Source organism: Haloparvum sedimenti (assembly GCF_001462205.1).
Taxonomy (GTDB): Archaea; Halobacteriota; Halobacteria; order Halobacteriales; family Haloferacaceae; genus Haloparvum; species Haloparvum sedimenti.
This window is the reverse complement of sequence record NZ_LKIR01000043.1, coordinates 12,149-30,455: the sequence shown is the minus strand read 5'-3', so window position 1 is coordinate 30,455 and position 18,307 is coordinate 12,149. Positions and strand designations below refer to the sequence as shown.

Annotated in this window: 18 protein-coding genes and 1 other RNA gene; 9 read left to right on the top strand and 10 right to left on the bottom strand. The window is 71.3% G+C overall.

The annotated features are described in order from the left end of the window. Nucleotides 1–2: 2 nt before the first annotated feature. The 4 genes from AN233_RS02605 to AN233_RS02595 all read right to left on the bottom strand — a co-directional run bounded on the left by AN233_RS02605 (nucleotide 3) and on the right by AN233_RS02595 (nucleotide 4,524). Complete coding sequence (locus tag AN233_RS02605; RefSeq protein WP_058365305.1) at nucleotides 3–530, bottom strand: hypothetical protein; 528 nt, start codon at nucleotides 528–530, stop codon at nucleotides 3–5. A gap of 305 nt (nucleotides 531–835) precedes the next feature. Then, an RNA gene (gene ffs / locus AN233_RS16085) (signal recognition particle sRNA) lies at nucleotides 836–1,148 on the bottom strand. 103 nt (nucleotides 1,149–1,251) lie between these two features. Next, entirely contained in the window at nucleotides 1,252–1,668 is a 417-nt protein-coding gene (locus AN233_RS02600; protein WP_058365304.1) for a DUF7548 family protein, read from the bottom strand. A 645-nt stretch (nucleotides 1,669–2,313) separates the two neighbouring features. Continuing rightward, a complete protein-coding gene (locus AN233_RS02595; protein WP_058365303.1) occupies nucleotides 2,314–4,524 on the bottom strand; it encodes a S9 family peptidase in 2,211 nt (736 codons plus the stop codon). Between the two features lie 160 nt (nucleotides 4,525–4,684). Between AN233_RS02595 and AN233_RS02590 the strand changes: the two genes are divergently transcribed. Both AN233_RS02590 and AN233_RS02585 read left to right on the top strand, forming a co-directional pair. Continuing rightward, a complete protein-coding gene (locus AN233_RS02590) occupies nucleotides 4,685–5,113 on the top strand; it encodes an EamA family transporter (protein ID WP_058365302.1) in 429 nt (142 codons plus the stop codon). Nucleotides 5,114–5,193: 80 nt separating this feature from the next. Then, complete coding sequence (locus AN233_RS02585; RefSeq protein ID WP_058365301.1) at nucleotides 5,194–6,018, top strand: inositol monophosphatase family protein; 825 nt, start codon at nucleotides 5,194–5,196, stop codon at nucleotides 6,016–6,018. A gap of 111 nt (nucleotides 6,019–6,129) precedes the next feature. Here AN233_RS02585 and AN233_RS02580 read toward each other — a convergent pair whose 3' ends face one another. Then, nucleotides 6,130–7,020, bottom strand: a complete 891-nt coding sequence (locus AN233_RS02580; RefSeq protein WP_176696616.1) for a DUF4349 domain-containing protein — start codon at nucleotides 7,018–7,020, stop codon at nucleotides 6,130–6,132. A 187-nt stretch (nucleotides 7,021–7,207) separates the two neighbouring features. Between AN233_RS02580 and AN233_RS02575 the strand changes: the two genes are divergently transcribed. After that, nucleotides 7,208–7,924 carry a YqjF family protein gene (locus AN233_RS02575; RefSeq protein ID WP_058365300.1) on the top strand — a complete coding sequence of 239 codons (717 nt, stop codon included), beginning with the start codon at nucleotides 7,208–7,210 and terminating at the stop codon, nucleotides 7,922–7,924. 10 nt (nucleotides 7,925–7,934) lie between these two features. Here AN233_RS02575 and AN233_RS02570 read toward each other — a convergent pair whose 3' ends face one another. Together AN233_RS02570 and AN233_RS02565 are read right to left on the bottom strand one after the other, a co-directional pair. Then, nucleotides 7,935–8,921 carry a response regulator gene (locus tag AN233_RS02570; RefSeq protein WP_058365299.1) on the bottom strand — a complete coding sequence of 329 codons (987 nt, stop codon included), beginning with the start codon at nucleotides 8,919–8,921 and terminating at the stop codon, nucleotides 7,935–7,937. Nucleotides 8,922–9,010: 89 nt separating this feature from the next. Continuing rightward, nucleotides 9,011–10,300 (bottom strand): Glu/Leu/Phe/Val family dehydrogenase, encoded by a 1,290-nt coding sequence (locus AN233_RS02565; RefSeq protein WP_058365298.1) that lies wholly within the window; start codon nucleotides 10,298–10,300, stop codon nucleotides 9,011–9,013. Nucleotides 10,301–10,692: 392 nt separating this feature from the next. Here AN233_RS02565 and AN233_RS02560 point away from each other — a divergent pair, with 392 nt between their 5' ends. Both AN233_RS02560 and AN233_RS02555 read left to right on the top strand, forming a co-directional pair. Continuing rightward, complete coding sequence (locus AN233_RS02560) at nucleotides 10,693–11,163, top strand: PH domain-containing protein (protein ID WP_058365340.1); 471 nt, start codon at nucleotides 10,693–10,695, stop codon at nucleotides 11,161–11,163. After that, nucleotides 11,160–12,800, top strand: coding sequence for a PH domain-containing protein (locus AN233_RS02555; RefSeq protein WP_058365297.1), 1,641 nt, complete (start codon nucleotides 11,160–11,162; stop codon nucleotides 12,798–12,800). The genes AN233_RS02560 and AN233_RS02555 overlap by 4 nt, the downstream gene beginning before the upstream one ends. A gap of 81 nt (nucleotides 12,801–12,881) precedes the next feature. Here AN233_RS02555 and AN233_RS02550 read toward each other — a convergent pair whose 3' ends face one another. From AN233_RS02550 to AN233_RS02540, 3 genes are all read right to left on the bottom strand, one after another. Next, nucleotides 12,882–13,232, bottom strand: a complete 351-nt coding sequence (locus tag AN233_RS02550) for a VOC family protein (protein WP_058365296.1) — start codon at nucleotides 13,230–13,232, stop codon at nucleotides 12,882–12,884. Nucleotides 13,233–13,301: 69 nt separating this feature from the next. After that, entirely contained in the window at nucleotides 13,302–13,655 is a 354-nt protein-coding gene (locus AN233_RS02545) for a helix-turn-helix transcriptional regulator (protein WP_058365295.1), read from the bottom strand. Between the two features lie 25 nt (nucleotides 13,656–13,680). Then, nucleotides 13,681–14,556 (bottom strand): NRDE family protein, encoded by an 876-nt coding sequence (locus AN233_RS02540; protein WP_058365294.1) that lies wholly within the window; start codon nucleotides 14,554–14,556, stop codon nucleotides 13,681–13,683. A gap of 292 nt (nucleotides 14,557–14,848) precedes the next feature. On the opposite strand from AN233_RS02540, the gene AN233_RS02535 reads away from it, so the two are divergent. The 4 genes from AN233_RS02535 to AN233_RS02520 all read left to right on the top strand — a co-directional run bounded on the left by AN233_RS02535 (nucleotide 14,849) and on the right by AN233_RS02520 (nucleotide 18,265). Further along, nucleotides 14,849–15,919 carry a glucose 1-dehydrogenase gene (locus AN233_RS02535; RefSeq protein ID WP_058365293.1) on the top strand — a complete coding sequence of 357 codons (1,071 nt, stop codon included), beginning with the start codon at nucleotides 14,849–14,851 and terminating at the stop codon, nucleotides 15,917–15,919. Then, nucleotides 15,906–16,553 (top strand): transcriptional regulator GfcR, encoded by a 648-nt coding sequence (gene gfcR, locus AN233_RS02530; RefSeq protein WP_058365292.1) that lies wholly within the window; start codon nucleotides 15,906–15,908, stop codon nucleotides 16,551–16,553. Before AN233_RS02535 ends, gfcR begins: the two co-directional genes overlap by 14 nt. Nucleotides 16,554–17,146: 593 nt before the next feature. After that, nucleotides 17,147–17,491 carry a glutaredoxin family protein gene (locus AN233_RS02525; protein WP_058365291.1) on the top strand — a complete coding sequence of 115 codons (345 nt, stop codon included), beginning with the start codon at nucleotides 17,147–17,149 and terminating at the stop codon, nucleotides 17,489–17,491. A 204-nt stretch (nucleotides 17,492–17,695) separates the two neighbouring features. Continuing rightward, on the top strand, nucleotides 17,696–18,265 hold the full coding sequence (locus AN233_RS02520; RefSeq protein WP_058365290.1) for a DUF7110 family protein: 570 nt from the start codon (nucleotides 17,696–17,698) through the stop codon (nucleotides 18,263–18,265). Nucleotides 18,266–18,307: the final 42 nt, after the last annotated feature.

The window sequence follows — 18,307 nt, the reverse complement described above, 5'->3', positions numbered from 1 at the left end:
AGCTACTCCGACTCCTCGATGACGACGGTGCCGTTCGCGCGCTGCTCGTCGTTGACGTGGAGCTCGACGGCGTACTCGCCCGGTTCCTCGGGGTTGTCGACGGCGGGGTAGCCGAGCACGACGGCGTCACTCTCCTCGAGGGTGTAGTCGGTGTCGAGCGTCACGTCGTAGGAGTACTCGTTGGTGTTGACGCCGCTGACGTGCGTCTCGTTGAACTCGCGGTCGAGCTCGCCGTCGCCGTCGGTGTCGACGCCGATCAGGATGGCGTCGTGTGCCGCCTCGTCGACGTTGAACCGGTCGCGGGGGTAGGTGGCGCCGACCGAGGTGAGTTCGTCGCCGGCGACGCTCTCGTTGACCGACAGTCGGAGCGTCTGGTTCACGCCGGTCGCGTTCGCCTCGTCGTTCGCGACCGCGACCTCCTCGTCGGGGACCGCGGTGCCCTCGCCGGCGTCGCCGGCACCCGGCAGCCCCGCACAGCCGGCCATCGCGACTATCGACACGAGCGCGAGTACGGTCAGGAGTCGTCTCACACTCGGGCGTGTGGCGCGACGCCGGAAAGGCTGGCGGCGTGGATTTTTCTGTCAGGCGGTCAGACGTAGCCGTTTCCGTCGCGGTTTTCTGTCACGGTGCGACTGCGGTGCTGATGCGGTCGCGGTGCTGATGCGGTCGCGGTGCTGATGCGGTTGTTGAGGTTTGTGGTACCGCGGCGGCGCGAGGGCGCGCAGCGCCCGCAGCGCCGACCGCGGCCCCTTTTTGATCGACATTTTTGACCGGGGGTCGAGCCGCTGCGCTCCGCGCAGCGGCGAGGCTCCCGGTTAAAAAGGTCGAGATGAATGGTTGGACGGGCCGGGATAGCCCGGCGTTCCGACGCGGGGAATCCCGGTTGCCTCCTCCACCCCGCGACCCGACGAGCGACTGGCGTCCGGAGGGGGGCTGCTCGCTTCCGCGCCTGACCCGTTTCCTCCGGCGAACCGCGACGGACCGCTCCTGCGAGCGGGCGCCGCGAACCGCTGTCCCCGTCGGACGAGGCTTCCACGTTGGCTCCCGGGGCCCGTGCCGGTCTGACCGGACACCCCCGGCGTTCGGTCCCCGCTAAAGACTACCTTACGGGCGAGGGGCGGGGCCTAACCGCCCGACCTAGTCCACTCCCTCGTACACGAGTGGCCCATAAGGGCCTTTCGCTCCGCGGGTCGCGAGAGTGCGTGGGGATCGGTGGCGACGCTCGCGGGGGGAAGACGGGCGAGAAAGCCGCTACTCCACGACCGCGCTCGCGTACGCCGCGGCCGCCGCGGCCGGCACGACCGCGAGCGCGGTGGTCAGGGGGGCGTGCCACTCCAGCCAGCGGTACTGCTGCGGGAAGCTGAAGAGGACGGTGTCGTCGATGGCGAGCCACCACGCGGCCGCGAGCGCGAGGGTGCCGACGCCGAGCGCGACCAGCCCGCCGGCCATCGTCACGCGGTCGACGTTCCCCCGCTCCGCGGAGGCGAACGCGACGGCGCCCACGAGTCCGAACAGCGCGATCCCGACCGCGCCCGTCGGCCCGGCCGCGTAGTAGGCGTTCAGCAGTTCCGCCCGCGCGTCGACGAGCACGAACGGCAGCGCGAGCACCAACACCGTCAACAGCGACGCGACGGCGCCGACCGGCGGCGCGACCTTCCGGAGGTTCATGCACGGGGGTTGGGGCGTGGGTGCGTTAAAAAGGGCGATCCGAACCGAGATCGGGATCTGGAGGCCGCTGGCTCGGGTCGGGTACGCGGGCGTACTGCTGTGCCTGATGCGAACGTGCGGAAAGCCCTCGACCGCTCGCTATACGGTGGTTCTGTCTCAGTCAAGCGTTCTGCTGCGTTCACCGCGAACATCCAGAAAGCCCTCGACCGCTCGCTGTACGGTGGTTCTGTCTCAGTCAAGCGTTCTGCTGCGTTCACCGCGAACATCCAGAAAGCCCTCGACCGCTCGCGGCCGCTCAGCGACATACCGGCGCCTCTCCGCAACACCCGGCGCCGATAGGGGTCGGCTGAGCGGCCGCGACCGGCCTCGCCCTTTCAGTCCGCCAGGGCGTGGATTGCGGAGTCGGTTGTCGCGGCCGGTTGCTCGGTGCGTCTCTGGTCCGGCTGTCGAGTCAAGCGTGGCCTCTCGCCTCCCCAGCCTCGGCGGTGGCGCGGCCGCGGAACCGCACAGCACCACAGCGCGGCCGCGCCACCGCCTCCCTCGCGCGGTCGCGGCGACGCGCTCCGCGGTCGCCGCGGCGCGCGCCGGGCGTGGGACAGCCGGCTTGGCGGTCGGGAGTCGAGAACTCCGTTTGTGGTTCCCGCCTTACTCCTCGTCGCTCTCCGTTTCGGTCGCGGGGTCGTGGGTGTCGTACCACTCCGTAACCGCCTCGAGTCGGTGGATCGCGCGGTCGGGGTCGCCGACGTTGTGGTGCTCCTCGGGGTAGACGATCAGCTTCGCGTCGACGCCCGCCTTCTGCGCGGCGAGGTAGAACTGCTCGGACTGCGAGGGCGGGCAGCGCCAGTCCTGCCCGCCGGCGGTGATCAGGACCGGCGTGTCGATGTTGCCGGCGTCGAGGATGGCCGAGGAGGCGTCGATGGCCTCCGGGTTCTCCCACGGCAGGCCGTACTCCGCCTCCATCCAGTTGTGGGAGTCGTCGGTCCCGAACGCCGATCGCAGGTCGTAGATGCCGTGCTCGGGCGCGGCGGCCGCGAAGAGGTCCGGCTCCTGCGTGACGATGAACCCCTGCGTGATCCCGCCGTAGGAGAAGCCGTAGCCGAAGATCCGGTCCCCGTCGGCCCACCCGCGCTCGACGAGCGAGCGCGCGCCCGCGACCACGTCCGCGACCTCGACCGTGCCCCACTGGCCGCGGAGCGTCTCCGCGAACTTCCGCCCCCGCGAACTCCCGCCGCGGTAGTTCGGTCGGAAGACGAGGTAGCCCCGGCTCGTCAGCGCCGCGTGCGCGAACGAGAAGACGGGCTCGTCGTAGGAGATGGGGCCGCCGTGGATGGCGACGACGAGGGGGTGGTCGCCCGCCTCGGGGTCCACGTCCGGGTCGTGATACAGCACGCCGTCGAGGTCCCAGCCGTCCGACTCCCACTCGACGCGCTCGACCTCCGGCATGGAGAACTCCGCGATCAGGTCGTCGTTGACCCCCGAGAGGCGCGTGATCGAGCCCGGCTCTTCGGGGAAGCCCTCAGGGTCGTCCGCGGGGTGGTGCGGCTCGGCCGCCGGCGCGTCGTCCAGGTCCCCCACGTCGACCGCGTACACGTCCGCGCCCTCGCCCGGGTGCGAGAGGACGAACGCGGCCGTCGAGCCGTCCGCGGAGATGTCGAGCGCGGAGACCGCGCGCAGGTTCCCCTGCGCCTCGAAGACGCGGTCGACCTCCTTTTCGGCCGGGTCCGCCCGCACGAGCCGCGTCCGCGAGTGGTCGGCGATCAGGGAGTAGACCGCGCCGTCGGCCCACTGGACGCCGCCCCCGCGTGCGACGGTGCGGTCCAACTCTTCCGTGACCGAGGCGAACGACCCCGCACCCGCGGCGTCCGCGTCGCCGGGGTCGCCGGCGGGCTGCTCCGCGCCCGGTTCGCCGACGTACACCTGCGTCGGGACACACCAGTTGTCGGGGACGCTGGCGACGAAGCCGAGCGTCCCGTCGCCGCGCCACCGCGGGCCGGCACACGCGAGCGTTCCGTCCGTCTGTCTGACCGCCTCGGCGTCGGCCTCGGGCCGGATCGTGTACACGTCCCGCGCGCTCGTGTCGTCGGGGTTCTCGCCGCGGTAGGCGGTGAAGGCGATTCGCCCCTCCTCGCCCCAGTGCGGGTTCATGCCGGAGAGGTCCTGCTGGGCGCCGCCGCCGTAGCCGTCCTCCAGTCTGGTCTCCTCGCCCGTCTCGGCGTCGACGACGAACAGGTACGTCGTCACGTCGTCGGTCCAGCCGACCCCGTCGAGTTTGTGCTGCATCCGGGTGGTCTCGACCGGACCGCCCTCGCGCACCTGGTCGAGGTACTCGGACTCCTCGTCGGTGGGGTCGCGCGCGGCGACGACCAGTCGGTCGCCGTTCGGTCCCCAGTCGAACTCCGAGACGCCCTCCTCGCGGTCGGTCACCTGCTTCGCGTCGCCCCCGAGCGCGAGGTCGAACACCCACACCTGCGATTTCGGCTCGTCGCCGCCGTTCTCGGCGTCGGCGGCCGTGTCGCCCTCCTCGTCGCCGGCCTCCTCGTCGCCGGCGTCTTCCACCTCTCCGCCCGCGCGGTCCTGCCAGCCGACGCGTCGCGCGTCGTCCTCCTCGCGGGCGGCGGTGAACGCGAGGCGGTCCCCGTCGGGGGACCACGCCGGGCTGCCGGCGTCCGAGACACGGGAGAGTCGGTGCGGCTCCCGCGAGCCGTCCCGCGGGACGACGAACAGCGACGTGACCGATTCGTCCTCCGTCTGGTCGTACTCGGTGGCGGTGAAGGCGACGCGGTCGCCGGACGGCGAGACGGCGACCTCGCCGACCTGCGTCAGGTCGTAGTAGGCGTCGAGCGGCAGTTCCGTCATGCACGGACCGAAACGGGGGGTTCGGATATACGTTGGCCAACCGGAACGTCGCGGCGCGTTCGCCCGCCGTCGCCGGCGGTGTGCGGGCGACGACCGCGGACCTCCGGCGGGACGGGCCGCGGGCGAAGCGGCTTAACCGACCCGCGCCGAAGCGGTCGCCATGCAGAGCTATCTCCCCTACTCGCTTTTGGCGCTCGGGGCGTACGCGCTCGTCGCGCCGCTGATGCGCTTTGCGACCTCCGGACAGAACGCGATCCCGAGCAACGTGGCCGCCGCGATATCGAACCTCGTGCTGGTCGCGGCCGCGCTCGGCGTCGTCGCCGCGACCGGACAGCAGGTGACGCCCCACCTCTCCGGGCCGAAGACGCCGTACGTCCTCGCGGCCGGGCTCTGTCTGGCGGTCGGCATTCTCGCGTACTACCGGGCGCTCGCGCTCGGTCCGGTGAGCGTCGTCACGCCCATCTTCGCCACGTTCCTCGTGTTCAGCTCCGTCATCGGGATCGCCGCGCTCGGGGAGTCCCTGACCGCGAAGAAGGCCGTCGGTATCCTGTTCGCGACGCTCGGCGTCTATCTCGTCGCGACGAGCTGATCGTTTCCCGGTCGGGGGTCGGCGTCCCGCCGCCGGCGCGAACCGAACCGCGTTTTACGCCCGGCGCCGACGCGGCGTCCATGAGCGTCCCCCTCGACGACCTCGCGACGGTCGCGGCCCGCGCGGCGCGGGCCGGCGGCGACCTGCTCGCGTCCCGCTTTCGCGACGGCCGGGTCCCCGGCGAGTACAAGGCCGACGACGTGAAGACCGACGCCGACGTGGCGGCCGAGGAGCGCGTCCTCGCGGTGCTCGAGGACGCGTACCCCACCCACGCCACGCACGGCGAGGAGTCGGGCCGCCGCGGCGAAGGCGAGTACGTCTGGATTATCGACCCCCTCGACGGGACCAACAACTTCGCGGCCGGCTTCCCCGCGTTCGCGACCGCGGTCTGCTGTCTGCGCGACGACGAACCGGTCGCCGGCGCCGTCTACGAGCCGCTCCCCGACTCGCTGTTCCGAGTCACCCGCGGCGGCGGCGGGACCGTCGCGCCCGCCGCGGTCGCGACCGACCCGGACCGGCCCGGAGCGGGGACGCCCCTCTCCGCCGACAGCGACGTACCGCTCGACAGCGGGACGGTCTCGTTCGTGCTCGGACTGCCCGCCGTCCGCGATCCCGAGCGCAGCCGGTCCGCGGACGCGATCGCGGACGCGGTCGACGCCGAGTGCAAGCGCGTCCTCCAGTCGTGGTCCCCCTGCGTCGACTGGGGGATGCTCGCGAGCGGCGGCTCCGAGGCGGTCGTCTGTTACTACCCCGATCCCTTCGAGCAGTACGTCGGCTCGCTGCTGGCCGAGGAGAGCGGTGCCGCGGTCCGGGCGAACGACGACCTGGGGCTGTACGTGGCCGCGGCCGACGAGACGGCCGCCGACCACCTCACAACCGTGGCCCGAGACGCCATCGCGGAGTAGCGATCGCGCAGTAGCGATCCGGAAGGGACGCTACCGGCACGGCCGACAGAAAACCGCCGTCCGATCGGCCGATAGAAATTTTTCTCGGAACGCGGAGTCGTCCCATGACCGTCACTCCCCGCGTCGCTGGACCAACTTCGCGACGGCGACCACGCCGACGACGACGGGCGTCCCGAACGCGAGCAGGTACGGGGCGACGTAGGCGGCTCCGACGGCGATCGCCCGCAACGCGGTTCCGACGCCGTCCACGGAGGCGAGGAACGCGGCGACGACGCCGGTGTCGTACCACGCCTGCGGCTCGGTCGAGTCGCCCTCCGGGCGCTCCTCGACGATGTGGACCGTGATGGTGGCGTACGCGACACGGTCCTCCAGCTGACGCTGCTGGGCCTCGAGGCGCTCGATCTCCTCCTGTGTCGCGGAGAGCTCCGACTGCACCGCGAGCACGTCCTCTGTCTCGTTGGCCTCCTCGTACAGCTCGCGGAGCCGGTCGCGCTCGGCGCGCAGGTTCGTCAACCGAGCCTCGACGTCGACCAGCTGGTCGGTCACGTCCTCGGTGTTCGTCGAGGAGTCCTCCACCTCGCCGACCGCGGTGGCGTCCGCGAACGCGTCGTCGAACGACTCGGCGGGGACGCGGAACCGCACCGTGCCGCGGGTCCACGTCTCGTTCCCGACCTCGCGCGAGCGCTGCTCAGTGTCGCTGACGTAGCCGTCGTACGACCCCGCGATCGACCGGACCTCGTCGCTCGCGTCGCCGAAGTGCTCGACGCGTATCGTTGCCTCGCCGGTCCGGATCAACTGCCTGTCGGCGACGGCGTACGCGGACCCGTCCTCCGCTGACCGTGCGCCGTCGCTCCCTGCCTCCTGGGGTGCGTCTCCGCCAGCGTCCATCTCCGCGCCGGCGTCGCCGCCCGAGGGGGCAGCGTCGTTCCCGGCCCCGGCACAGCCCGCGGTCACGAGCAGCAGCGCCACCGCCACCGCGACCACCGCACGTTGTCGGCTCATGGATACGGGGACGCGCCCCGTCGTGGTAAAGCGTCGCAAAGCACAAACGAGCGTTTGTGTCTCGCGGCGCCGGACCAGGTCGTCCGTCTCGCCGGCGTCGACCGTCGCCCGCGCCGGATCAGGTCGCCCTCTCCGACCGTCGGTTCCCCCCACCGGACCTTTGCCCGAAGAGGACCTACTGTCGGCCATGCTCGGCCGCCACCTGCTCGAGATGGAGTGGCGCGACGCGCTGTTTCTCCACTGGCCCGTCAGTCCGGAGACGGTCGCGGCCCGGCTCCCGGAGGGGCTCTCGGTCGCGACGCACGGCGGCGACGCCTACCTCGGCGTCGTCCCGTTCGTGATGGCCGACATCAGCCCCCGAGGGATCCCCTTCGGGCTCTCGTTCCCGGAGGTGAACCTCCGAACCTACGTCGACGGGCCGCGCGGCCGCGGCGTCTACTTCTTCAACCTCGATGCGGCCGACCCGATCGGCGTCCACGTCGCGCGCCGGCTGTTCGCGCTGCCGTACTACCGTGCGGAGATGACGGTGACCGCGGAGGGCGACCGCGCGAGGCCGGTCGCGACCGACCGCCGCGTGACGTTCACGAGCCACCGCACGCACCGCGGCGCCGACCCGGCCCACGTCGACCTCGAGTACGGCCCGGCGGGCGAGGCGTTCGAGGCGGAACCCGGGTCGCTGGCGGCGTTCCTCGTGGAGAACTACCGCTTCTACGCCGAGGGGCGGCGCCTCTACTGCGGCGAGATCGACCACGGGCCGTGGCCGCTCCACGAGGCCGACGCGACGGTTCGGACCAACACCCTCTTCGAGGCCAACGGCTTCGACGCGCCCGGCGGTGCCCCGATCGCGCACTACAGCCCCGCGGTCGACGTGACCGCCGAACGGATCCGGCGGGTCGAGTTCTGAGTCCCGCGGGTCACTCCCCGTCGCGCTCGGCGACCGCGGGACCGTGGCGCCCCACGTCCATGATGAATCCCTCCAGCGCGACGACCGAGCCGTTCTCGTACACCGGTTGCCCGTGCTCGTAGACGCGGACGACCTCGCCGTCCCCGCGCCGGAGCCGATAGGTAAGCTCGAAGGCCTCGTCGCGTTCGAGCGCGGTGGTGACCGTCCCGTCGACGAGCGCACCGTCGCCGTCGAGGATCAGGTCGCCGAGGTTCACGTCACCGTCGACGAGCGCCTCCGGATGGTGGCCGAACACCGCCTCCACCTCCCCGCCGAGGAAGACCATCGGCCACGGCTCCACGGGCTCACACCGGTAGGCGACGCCGGGGAGGTTCGAAACCAGCCGCGAGAGCCGTCGCCTGTTCTCCATGACCGCCTCTCGCGCCCGCAACTGCTCGACGGCGTTCGTGATCCGGTTCGCCAGCACTTCATAGCGCTCGGTTCCGGGCCCCTTCCGCAGGTAGTCCGTCACGCCCGCGGAGATCGCCTCGCTGGCGATATCCTCGCTACCCTTTCCGGTGAACAGGATGAAGGGCATCTCGGGACGCCGGGAGCGGACCGCGTCCAGAAATGCCAGCCCGTCGCGGCCGGGCATGTCGAAGTCGGAGACGACGCAGTCGGTGCCGTCGAGGCGGTCGAGCGCGTCGTCCGTGTCGGTCGCCGTCTCCACGCGGATCCGCTCGTGTCGACCGAGAAATTCCCTCGTGAGGTCCAGAAACGCGTCGTCGTCGTCGACGTGGAGCACCGTGATCGGCGGGCCCGAGAGCGGCTCTCCGGAGTTCGAAAACACCACGCCGCGGTCGTCGATGGGGACGGTCGCCGCGGCGCCGTCCGCCCGGGCGAGGCTGTCGGCCCGCGGCACGTCGAGGCGGTCCCCTCCGGAGTCTCCCCCGGCCTCGCCCGGCGCGTCCTCGGCGCCCGCCCCGTCGTCGGCGGATCTGGCGCTACGTGACCCCATAGTTCGACATCCGCATCGCCGAGGATAAAGCTACCGCGAGGACGAAACACTGGCCGAGCGTCCCGGTCCGAGGACAGTCCCTCGGAGAGTCAGGGGAACAGCCCGCGGTACTCGTGGGCGCGTGCGGTGCGCTCGAGCGCGAGGGTGTACGCGGCGGTTCGGAGGTCGGGGATCGCCCCCTCGTCGTAGCGCTCGATCGTCTCGTCGAACGCGGAGCCGATGCGGCGCTCCAGTTCGGCGTTGACGGTCTCCAGCGGCCACGAGAACTCCTGGGAGTTCTGGACCCACTCGAGGTAGGAGACGATGACGCCGCCGGCGTTCGCGAGGATGTCCGGCACGATCTGGACGTCGCGCTCGGAGAGGATCTCGTCGGCGGCGACCGTGGTCGGTCCGTTGGCGGCCTCGACGATGGCGTTCGCACGGATATCGTCCGCGTTGTCGTTCGTGATCACGCCCTCGACGGCCGCGGGGATGAGCACGTCGACGTCGAGGGTCAGGAGCTCCTCGTTCGAGATGGCCTGCCCCTCGTCCCACCGGGTGCGGTCCTCGACGCGGAGGTCGCCTCGGGTGTACTCCTCGATCAGTCCGCCCGCGTCGACGTGTGCGCCCAGCGTGGACACGTCGAGACCGTCGGGGTCGTAGACGGCGCCGCTCACGTCGGAGGTGGCGACGACTCGCGCGCCCGCGTCGTCGAGCATGCGGGCAGCGTGGGAGCCGACGTTCCCGAAGCCCTGGATCGCGACGCTCGCCTCCGAGAGGTCGTTCTCGAGGTAATCGAAGAGCCGCTCGGTGACGATGGAGACGCCGCGGCCGGTCGCGGCGATTCTCCCCGGCGTGCCACCGAGTTCGAGGGGCTTTCCGGTGACGACCTTCGGGACCGAGTACCCCTCGTACATGGAGTAGGTGTCCATCATCCACGCCATCGTCTGCGGGTTCGTGTTCATGTCCGGGGCCGGCACGTCCGTCTCCGGTCCGATGAGACGGCGGATCCCCTCGGTGTAGCGTCGCGTGAGGTTCTCCAGATCGTTGTCGGTGAGGTCCTTCGGCTCGCAGATGACGCCGCCCTTCGCGCCACCGAACGGCAGGTCGACGAGCGCCGTCTTCCAGGTCATCCACCCCGCGAGCGCCTCGACCTCCTCCTGGGTGACGCTCGGGTGGTAGCGGACGCCGCCCTTGAACGGCCCGCGCGCGCTGTCGAACTGGCAGCGGTACCCTTTGAACACCTCCACGTCGCCGCTGTCGAGTTCGACCGGGAGCGTCACCTTCAGCGTCCGCTCCGGGTGTTTGAGCCGCTCGAAGACGCCGTGGGTCACGTCGGCGAACTCCTCTGCGCGGTCCATCTGCGCGAGCATGTTCTCGAAGGGGTCGTCGTCCGCCATACCCGCCCCTGCGTGGTCCCCCTAATTGTCCCTTTCGGCAGAAATTGCCATTGACACTGCCACACACGATCGTGAACGACCGCGCGCAGTCGGTTCACGGCTCGCCGGTCCGCCGGTCCGCCAGTCCGTCCGCGACAGGGCGGCACGTCCGCGACCGACCGACGCGTCCGCGACGGGGGCGTCCGACGACACTTATGTCCCGCGGGCCACAAGCGCGAGACATGGACTCCGGGACCCGGCCGGACGCGGCCGACGAGGACGCGGGCGAGGAGGACGCTCCCGAGGCCGACGCGGGCGCGAGCGCAGGCGTCGCCTCCGGTGGTGGGGCGGGAGGCCCGGGAGAGCCGACGGAGCCGCGGATCGGCGCCGAGACGACGACTCCGACCGGAACGATGCGGCGGCTCCACCCCCGGATCCGGATCGTGTGGCTCCTCCGGGCCGCGGTGCTGGCCGCCGTCGCCGGCGGCATCGTCTTCGGCGTCGACCGAGCGCTCCCGCTTCCGGTCTCGGTTCCCGGATGGGCGCCCGCGCTCGTCGCCGGCGTCGTCTTTCTGATCGTGGGCGGACACGCCCTGCTGCGGTATCGGTACTGGCGGTTCGAGCTCCGAGAGGACGCCATCTACCTCGAGCGGGGCGTCTTCACGCGCGTGCGGACGGTCGTGCCGTTCGTCCGGATCCAGCACGTCGACTCGCGGCGCGGTCCGCTCGAGCGCGTCGTCGGGCTCGCCTCCTGCGTCGTCTACAGCGCCGGTTCGCGCGGCGCCGACGTGCGGATCCCCGGCCTGCCCCCTGACGGCGCCGACGACCTCCGTGAGGACCTGAAGCGGCTCGCGATCGGTGCCGAGGGGGAGGACGGGGTGTGAAGCTGGCGCCGCTGTCGGTCCCGTACCGCGCGGCCCAGAAGGCCGGGAGCGCGGTCGTTGCGGCGTTTTTCATCTCCGCCGGAGGCGGGGGGACGGTGCTCAGCGACTACGCCCCGCTCCTGGCGGTCGCGGCCGTCCTCCTCGCGCTGGCGTACGAGATCGCCTACTACCGCCGGTTCGAGTACGAACTGACCGAGGACACGTTCGACGTGGTCTCCGGCGTCGTCTCGCGACGGGACCGCGAGATCCCCTACCGCCGGATCCAGAACGTCGACATCAGCCGAGGCGTCGTCCAGCGGCTGCTCGGGCTGGCGGCGGTGGATCTCGAGACGGCGGGCGGCTCCTCGACCGAGGGGTCGATCCGCTACGTCACGCCCGCGGAGGCGGAGCGCCTGCGGACGGAGATCCAGCGACGGAAGGCAGGTGCTGCGGCCGGCGAGCCGGCCGCGGGATCGAGGGCTGCCGCGGGGGCGGACGCGGAGATGGGAGCGGAGGCGGCGGACGCCGCGTCCGGTGCGCCCGCGGAGACGGAGCTGTTCGCCATCTCGCCGTCGGAGCTTGCGCTCGTGGGCGCGCTCTCGTTCGACCCCCGGCTGCTCGGGCTGGTGGCGTTTCTGGCCTCCGGGTCGGTGCCGGTTCTGTCCGGGATCTTCACGAGTACGTCCGCGGTGCTTCTGTCCGTCACCGGGCTGTTCCTCGCGGGCGCGCTGCTTTTCGCCTCGTGGCTCCTCGGCGCCGCGATCGCCGTGACGAACTACTACGGCTTCCGGCTGACGCGGTCGGGCGACGAGCTGCGCTACGAGCGCGGGCTGTTCCGGCGCTACTCCGGGTCGATCCCGACCGAGAAGGTCCAGAGCATCGCCGTGACCGACAACCCCCTCAAGCGACTGTTCGGGTACGCAACGCTCACCATCGAGACGGCCGGCTACGCGCCGGGACAGGGAGGCGACTACGGGAGCCAGGCGGCGGTCCCGCTCGCGAAGACCGGCCGCGTGTACGAGCTCGCACGCGAGGTCGAGGCGTTCGGCGAGCCCGACTTCACGCGACCGCCGGGCCGGATCCGGGTGCGGTACGCCGTTCGGTACGCGACGGTCGTCCTCGCTCTCACGGGGATCGCCTACGGCATCGACCGGGCGCTCGACCTCGCGGCGCCGTGGGGCGCGCCGCTCGCGCTCCTCGCGCTCGTTCCGGTCGCCGCCCACTACAAGTGGGTCCACCGCGGCTACTGGCTCGGTGAGGACCACCTGCTGACGCGGTCCGGGTTCTGGCGCCGGCAGACGCGAGTGGTCCCCTACTACCGGCTCCAGACCGTCATCGACAGCCGGACCCTGTTCCAGCGACGCTGGGGGGTCGCCACCGTCGTCGCGGACACGGCCGGGACCGGCTCGTTCACCGGCGGCGACGCGGTGGCGCCCGACGTGGCCGCGGACGAGGCCGACGCGCTCCGCGAGGGGCTGACCGACCGGCTCCGTCGCGCGCTGGCCGAGCGCCGCGAACGGGACCGGTCCGCGGCCGGACGATCGGTCGACGGCGAGACGGACTCGGAGGCCGAGACCGACGGGCCGACCGACGAGCCGACCGACGCCGACCGGGACGGGTTCGAGTGGCCGTCCGGGGACGCCGGCGGCGGGGACTGACCCGACCGGGGCCGAGCGACGTGCCCGCGGCCGGGTGCGCCACCTCGTTGGCGGTCCCGCGCTGGCTCCGGGGACCTCCGGTCAGACGGAGTGTTCCGGGTCCAGGAAGGTCTGAAACTCGACCGTGCGACCGTCCGGGTCGCGCGCCAGGAACCGGTAGATGTCGTACGTCTTCTCGACGTGAGGGTCCTCGGTCGCGGCCGCGCCGACGCGCTCGTGATAGGCGTCGACGCCGGCGCGGTCGTCCGCGAGGATCGTCACGATCCCCTCGTCGTCCGTTCGGTCGCGGGCGCAGAACCCGACGAGCAGGTTGCCGTGCTTGAGGACGGTACAGTCCGGCTGTTCGAGCCACACGTCGGCGCCGACTGTCTCCACGTAGAAGTCGACGACTGCGTCGTGGTTCTGCGTCGCGAAGAAGACGATCCCCGACATGCGCGTCCGGTCGCACCCCCAACGGAAAAACGGTCCGACGCCGCGAATCCTCGCTCGCGGCGCGGCGGCTCAGTACTCCTCGTAGGCGAGGTTCATCAGCCACTGCGAGAAGGCGTCCGACTGGCCGTCGACCTCCTCCTCGCCGATGAACGGCGAGAGCATGTCGCCGGCCATCAGCAGCGAGAAGTCCAGGTCGCGGGCGGCCGGTTCGAGGTAGAAGGTGTTGTGACCGTCGTAGACGGTATCCTCGCGCTTGATGAGGCCGGACTCCTCCAGCGCTTCCGCGATGCGGCTCCCCTTCCGGGAGGAGACGTCCAGCTCCTTCCAGAAGTCGCTCTGGTGGATGCCGCCCGTCTCGCGGATGAGTTCGAGCCCCGCCTGCTCGTCCTCCGAGAGGTCGGCCTCCAGTTCGGACACGCTCATGTGTGTGTTGGCGCCCGCGATTCGCTTAAACCTGACCTTCCGGGTGACCGTCCCCCTCCGGCGCCGCCCGCGGCCAATCGTCCGGCAGGGGAACGTCCACGTACTCCGTCTCGCAGGGCGGCCCGTCCGCGAACGCGAACCGCGGGGCCGATCCGGTCCCGACGAGCGTGCTCGACCGCGTCCCGTAGCCGTCGCCGTGGACGCAGACGCCCACCTCGTGGTCGGCCATGGCCGTGCCCGCGCGGTCGAGCCACGCGTCCGCGCCGTCGCCCGGTTCGGCGCCGAGGCGGTCGGCGAGTCGGCCGACGCGTTCGATCTGTTCGTCGCCCGCCTCGCGGCGGCGCTCGGGGACCGCGAAGCGGCCGCGGCCGTTGAGCAGTCCGCCGACGTTCGTCAGCACGTGGACGCCGGGGTCGAGCCGCTCGATGGAGAGCCGGCCGTCCCACGAGACGACGAACGCCGCACGGGCGTCCGCGATCGCGAGGTTGAACCCGTCGTAGGAGCGTTCGCGGACTTCCCGCTCGACGCGACGGACCGCCGCCTCCGCGGTCGGGGCGCGCAGGCAGTCGCGAACGAGGAGCCCGCGCGACCGCTCCGCGGGCGGCGCCTCGTCCAGCCACCGGTTCGTGACGGTGGCGTAGCAGCCGTACTCGTTGAGCCCGACCCACGTCCCGCCGGCCTCCGCATCGCGCGGTGCGAGGAACGTCGCGATACCGTCGTCGGTTGCGGCGGCGTCGGTCGCGGCGCCGTTCGGGTCGGCCGGACCGGACGCGCCGGCGTCCTCGTCGACCCCCCACAGCGACGGCGGTTCGGAGGGGCGACCGAGCCCCTCGTCGCGGTTCGCGGCCGCGGCGACCGGCGTCCCCTCGAAGACCCGCCATGCGAGCGCGAGCGTACACACGGGCTCTGGTGGGCGCGGCCCGAACAAAAATCCGCCGTCGCTCGGCGAGCGCGGGCGGCGCTCCTCGCGGCGGCGCCGCGCTTACCGGCAGCGCCGCTCCTTGCGCGGCGGTAGCGGTCGTGCGACAACAGGCGTGACGGCGGAGGCGGGTCGGACGTCTCGACGGCGCGTCGCGACGGTGATGGCTGTCGGCACGGGGACTGGACCCCTGCCGAACCCGCGCCCGCCGACGGGGAGAGAAATTACTCAAAATAGAATAAATCTTTTGGTGGCCCAGGTCCTCGGTCATCGTATGCACGCAATCGCGGTCACCGAGGGCGGGGGCGATCCCGTCCTGATCGAGAAGCCGCGGCCGGAGCCGGCCGCGGGGGAGGCGCTCGTGCGGACGCTCCGCGTGGGCGTCGACGGGACCGACCACGAGGTCATCGCGGGGACTCACGGCGGGTTCCCGGACGGCGAGGACCACCTCGTGTTGGGCCACGAAGCGGTCGGGGTCGTAGTGGAGCCGAACGGAACCGACCTCGAGGAGGGCGACGTGGTCGTCCCGACCGTCCGGCGGGCGCCGAACGGGGGCAACGAGTTCTTCGCGCGCGGCGAACCGGACATGGCGCCCGAGGGGCAGTACCACGAGCGGGGCATCGTCGGCGACCACGGCTTCATGGCCGAGTACTTCACCAGCCCCGCGGAGTGCCTCGTCGAGATCCCGCCCGAACTCGCGGAGTGGGGCTTTCTGGTGGAGCCGATATCGATCACCGAGAAGGCAGTCGAGCACGCGTTCGCCTCGCGGTCGGCCTTCGCGTGGGATCCCGAGAGCGCGCTGGTGCTCGGCAACGGCTCGCTCGGGCTTTTGACGGTCGCGGCGCTCGACGACCGGTTCGACCGGCTCTACTGTCTCGGACGCCGGTACCGGCCGGACCCGACCATCGACATCATCGAGTCGCTGGGCGCGACGTACGTCAACTCCGAGGAGACGGCGGTGCCGGAGGTCCCCGAGGTCCACGAGGCGCCGGACTTCGTCTACGAGGCGACCGGCTACGCGCCGCACGCCTTCGAGACCATCGAGGCGCTCGCGCCGAACGGCGTCGGCGCGCTGCTCGGCGTCCCGAGCGACTGGGAGTTCGAGGTCGACGGGGGCGCGCTCCACCGCGAGTTCGTCCTCCACAACAAGGCGCTCGTCGGGAGCGTCAACTCCGGCGTGGGCCACTTCGAGGCCGCGGCCGACTCGCTGGCCGCCATGGAGGAGTCGTTCCTCGACGACCTGGTCACCGGCGTCCACGGGCTCGACGACTTCGCGCCAGCGTTCGCGGATGACGACACGACTATTAAAACGGCCGTCGAATTCGCCAGCTATGAAGAACGTTGACGACCTGATCGACAGCGCCGCGGAGCTGGCCGAGCGCGGCCTCTCGAAGGGGGAGATCGCCGACGAGCTGAACGTCTCGCGGGAGACGGCGAGCTGGCTCGTCGAGCGCGCCGGCGCGGGCGAGGAGTCGGCAGCCGACGCGCAGGAGGAGCCCGCCGCGACCATGAGCTCCGACATCCACGTCGACTGGAGTGCCATCGGCCGCGACTCCGCCCGGCTCAGCTACGCCGGCAAGGCGATGGCGGACCTGCTCTCGAAGGAGGGCGAGGAGGTCGACCTCACCATCGGCATCGAGAAGGCGGGCGTCCCGCTGGCGACGGTCGTCGCGCGCGCGCTCGACACGGATATGGGCACCTACGCGCCCGCCAAACACCAGTGGGAGGAGGGCGACATCGCCGAGCACGGCGGCGGCTTCTCGCGCAACTTCGCGGGGATCCGCGGCCGCGAGTGCTACGTCGTCGACGACATCGTCACCTCCGGGACGACGATGGCCGAGACCATCGAGGCGATCCGCGAGCAGGGCGGCGAGCCGGTCGGCTGCTGCGTGCTGGCCGACAAGCAGGGCAACGAGGAGATCGAGGGCGTCCCCATCTACTCGCTGGTGGACGTGGTGCGCGTCGACCGCGAGGACTGATACTGCTCCGCGGGAGTTCTCGGAACCCAGAAAGCCCCAGCCGGCTCTCCGGACGACGTTTTTGTAACTGCTGTCGATCCTGCCGATCTGGACAGCACCACCCAGAAAGCCCCAGCCGGCTCTCCGGACGACGTTTTTGTAACTGCTGTCGATCCTGCCGATCTGGACAGCACCACCCAGAAAGCCCCAGCCGGCTCGACCGGCCGCGCCTCGCTGCGCGCTCACGCTTCTCCGCTTGGCGAGACAAACCGCGTCTCGCTAGCCTCCAGCGTGCAGTAGCGCGCTGGAGACACCGCCCAGCGCGAGTGCTTGCGTCGTCGGGGCCGGATCGAGCCGGCTGCCCCTTTCAGTCCCACCCACCGCGACCGCACCGCCCCGCACAGCAGCCTCGCACCTCCCCAGCCTCGGCCGCGGGGCGGGCGCGGGACCGCACCGCATCGCGCCCGCCCCGCGGCCTCCCTCGCGCGCGTTTCTCGCGCGCGCCACCGCCACGATCACGCCACCGCCACGGTCACGCCATCGCCTCGCGGACGACCGACCCGACGGTCGCCGACAGCGCAACCCCTTTTCCCCCGCGCCGCGTACGAGGGGACATGACGTTCACGCCCGAATCCGAGTCCGACGTCGAGGAGATCCGACAGCGCGTCGACGAGGCCATCGCGGACAACGACGTGGTCCTGTTCATGAAGGGCAACCGGCTGATGCCCCAGTGCGGCTACTCGAAGCGCGCGCTGGAGCTGATCGGCCAGCACGTCTCCGAGTTCGAGACGGTCGACGTGCTCCCCGCGCTCGACCAGTACCGCGAGGCCCTCGCCGAGCACAGCGACTGGGAGACGATCCCGCAGACGTACGTCGACGGCGAGTTCGTCGGCGGGAGCGACGTGCTCGCGGAACTCGACGAGCGCGGCGAGCTCGCGGCGTCGCTGAACGCCGAGTAACGCCGGCACGGCTCCAACCGCGAACCGGCCCCGACCGCGAACCGCCCGAAACCCCTTTGACCGACCGACAGCGCGCGTGAGACGCTCCGTCTCCCCACACCGGACCCGCGGAAAGGGCAGCCCCTATAAGGCTCGGTGCCCAAGATGCGGTAGGTACGGTTGCTCCCTCGCCGCGTCCGCCAACCACCAGAACCCCACTCAACCATGTCAGGCCGCGTGTTCCGACTTCACTCGACGCTCGAACTGCCCCTCGAAGACGTAGAAGAGTACTTCGAGAACGACCCCGATCTCCCGACGGAGATCGACGACGTGGACATCACGCGTCGCAACAACACCCTCATCATCAAGGCCGTCTCCTCGGACGAGAACATCAGCAAGTACACGCCGACCGCTCAGCTGAAGGCCTCCGTCAGCGAGACGCGCGTCTACGAGGAGGAGCCGCCGCGCGCCGGCGGCCCCCAGTGGATGGACGACGAGGAGGAGGAGATCCCTTCGGAGCTCGTCGAGTTCGCCTGCTTCAAGGGCGACCGCGAGACCGTCCTCCAGAACTCGGCGCTCCAGTACCCGATGTTCCTCGTCCTCCGCGACATCGCGCTCCAGGCCGAGAAGGGCACGCTCACCGCCATCACCGAGGAGGGCGAGGAGCTGCAGGCGACCCGCATCGTCGAGGGCGAGGAGCGCCCCGCGACCGTCGAGGTCGTCGAGAGCCCGAAGGGTAACGGCGACGGCGAGGGCGGCGTCAACTGGCGCGACAACAAGTTCATAAGCGACTGAGGCGCCGGACGCGCCCGAGGTAGCTGCTCGTCTCACCGCGAC

Bases quoted from the DNA above. Each gene is read 5' to 3' on its own strand.
- AN233_RS02600 (WP_058365304.1), bottom strand. From the start codon at position 1,668: ATGAACCTCCGGAAGGTCGCGCCGCCGGTCGGCGCCGTCGCGTCGCTG.
- AN233_RS02595 (WP_058365303.1), bottom strand. From the start codon at position 4,524: ATGACGGAACTGCCGCTCGACGCCTACTACGACCTGACGCAGGTCGGC.
- AN233_RS02590 (WP_058365302.1), top strand. From the start codon at position 4,685: ATGCAGAGCTATCTCCCCTACTCGCTTTTGGCGCTCGGGGCGTACGCG.
- AN233_RS02585 (WP_058365301.1), top strand. From the start codon at position 5,194: ATGAGCGTCCCCCTCGACGACCTCGCGACGGTCGCGGCCCGCGCGGCG.
- AN233_RS02580 (WP_176696616.1), bottom strand. From the start codon at position 7,020: ATGAGCCGACAACGTGCGGTGGTCGCGGTGGCGGTGGCGCTGCTGCTC.
- AN233_RS02575 (WP_058365300.1), top strand. From the start codon at position 7,208: ATGCTCGGCCGCCACCTGCTCGAGATGGAGTGGCGCGACGCGCTGTTT.
- AN233_RS02570 (WP_058365299.1), bottom strand. From the start codon at position 8,921: ATGGGGTCACGTAGCGCCAGATCCGCCGACGACGGGGCGGGCGCCGAG.
- AN233_RS02565 (WP_058365298.1), bottom strand. From the start codon at position 10,300: ATGGCGGACGACGACCCCTTCGAGAACATGCTCGCGCAGATGGACCGC.
- AN233_RS02560 (WP_058365340.1), top strand. From the start codon at position 10,693: ATGCGGCGGCTCCACCCCCGGATCCGGATCGTGTGGCTCCTCCGGGCC.
- AN233_RS02550 (WP_058365296.1), bottom strand. From the start codon at position 13,232: ATGTCGGGGATCGTCTTCTTCGCGACGCAGAACCACGACGCAGTCGTC.
- AN233_RS02545 (WP_058365295.1), bottom strand. From the start codon at position 13,655: ATGAGCGTGTCCGAACTGGAGGCCGACCTCTCGGAGGACGAGCAGGCG.
- AN233_RS02535 (WP_058365293.1), top strand. From the start codon at position 14,849: ATGCACGCAATCGCGGTCACCGAGGGCGGGGGCGATCCCGTCCTGATC.
- gfcR (WP_058365292.1), top strand. From the start codon at position 15,906: ATGAAGAACGTTGACGACCTGATCGACAGCGCCGCGGAGCTGGCCGAG.
- AN233_RS02525 (WP_058365291.1), top strand. From the start codon at position 17,147: ATGACGTTCACGCCCGAATCCGAGTCCGACGTCGAGGAGATCCGACAG.
- AN233_RS02520 (WP_058365290.1), top strand. From the start codon at position 17,696: ATGTCAGGCCGCGTGTTCCGACTTCACTCGACGCTCGAACTGCCCCTC.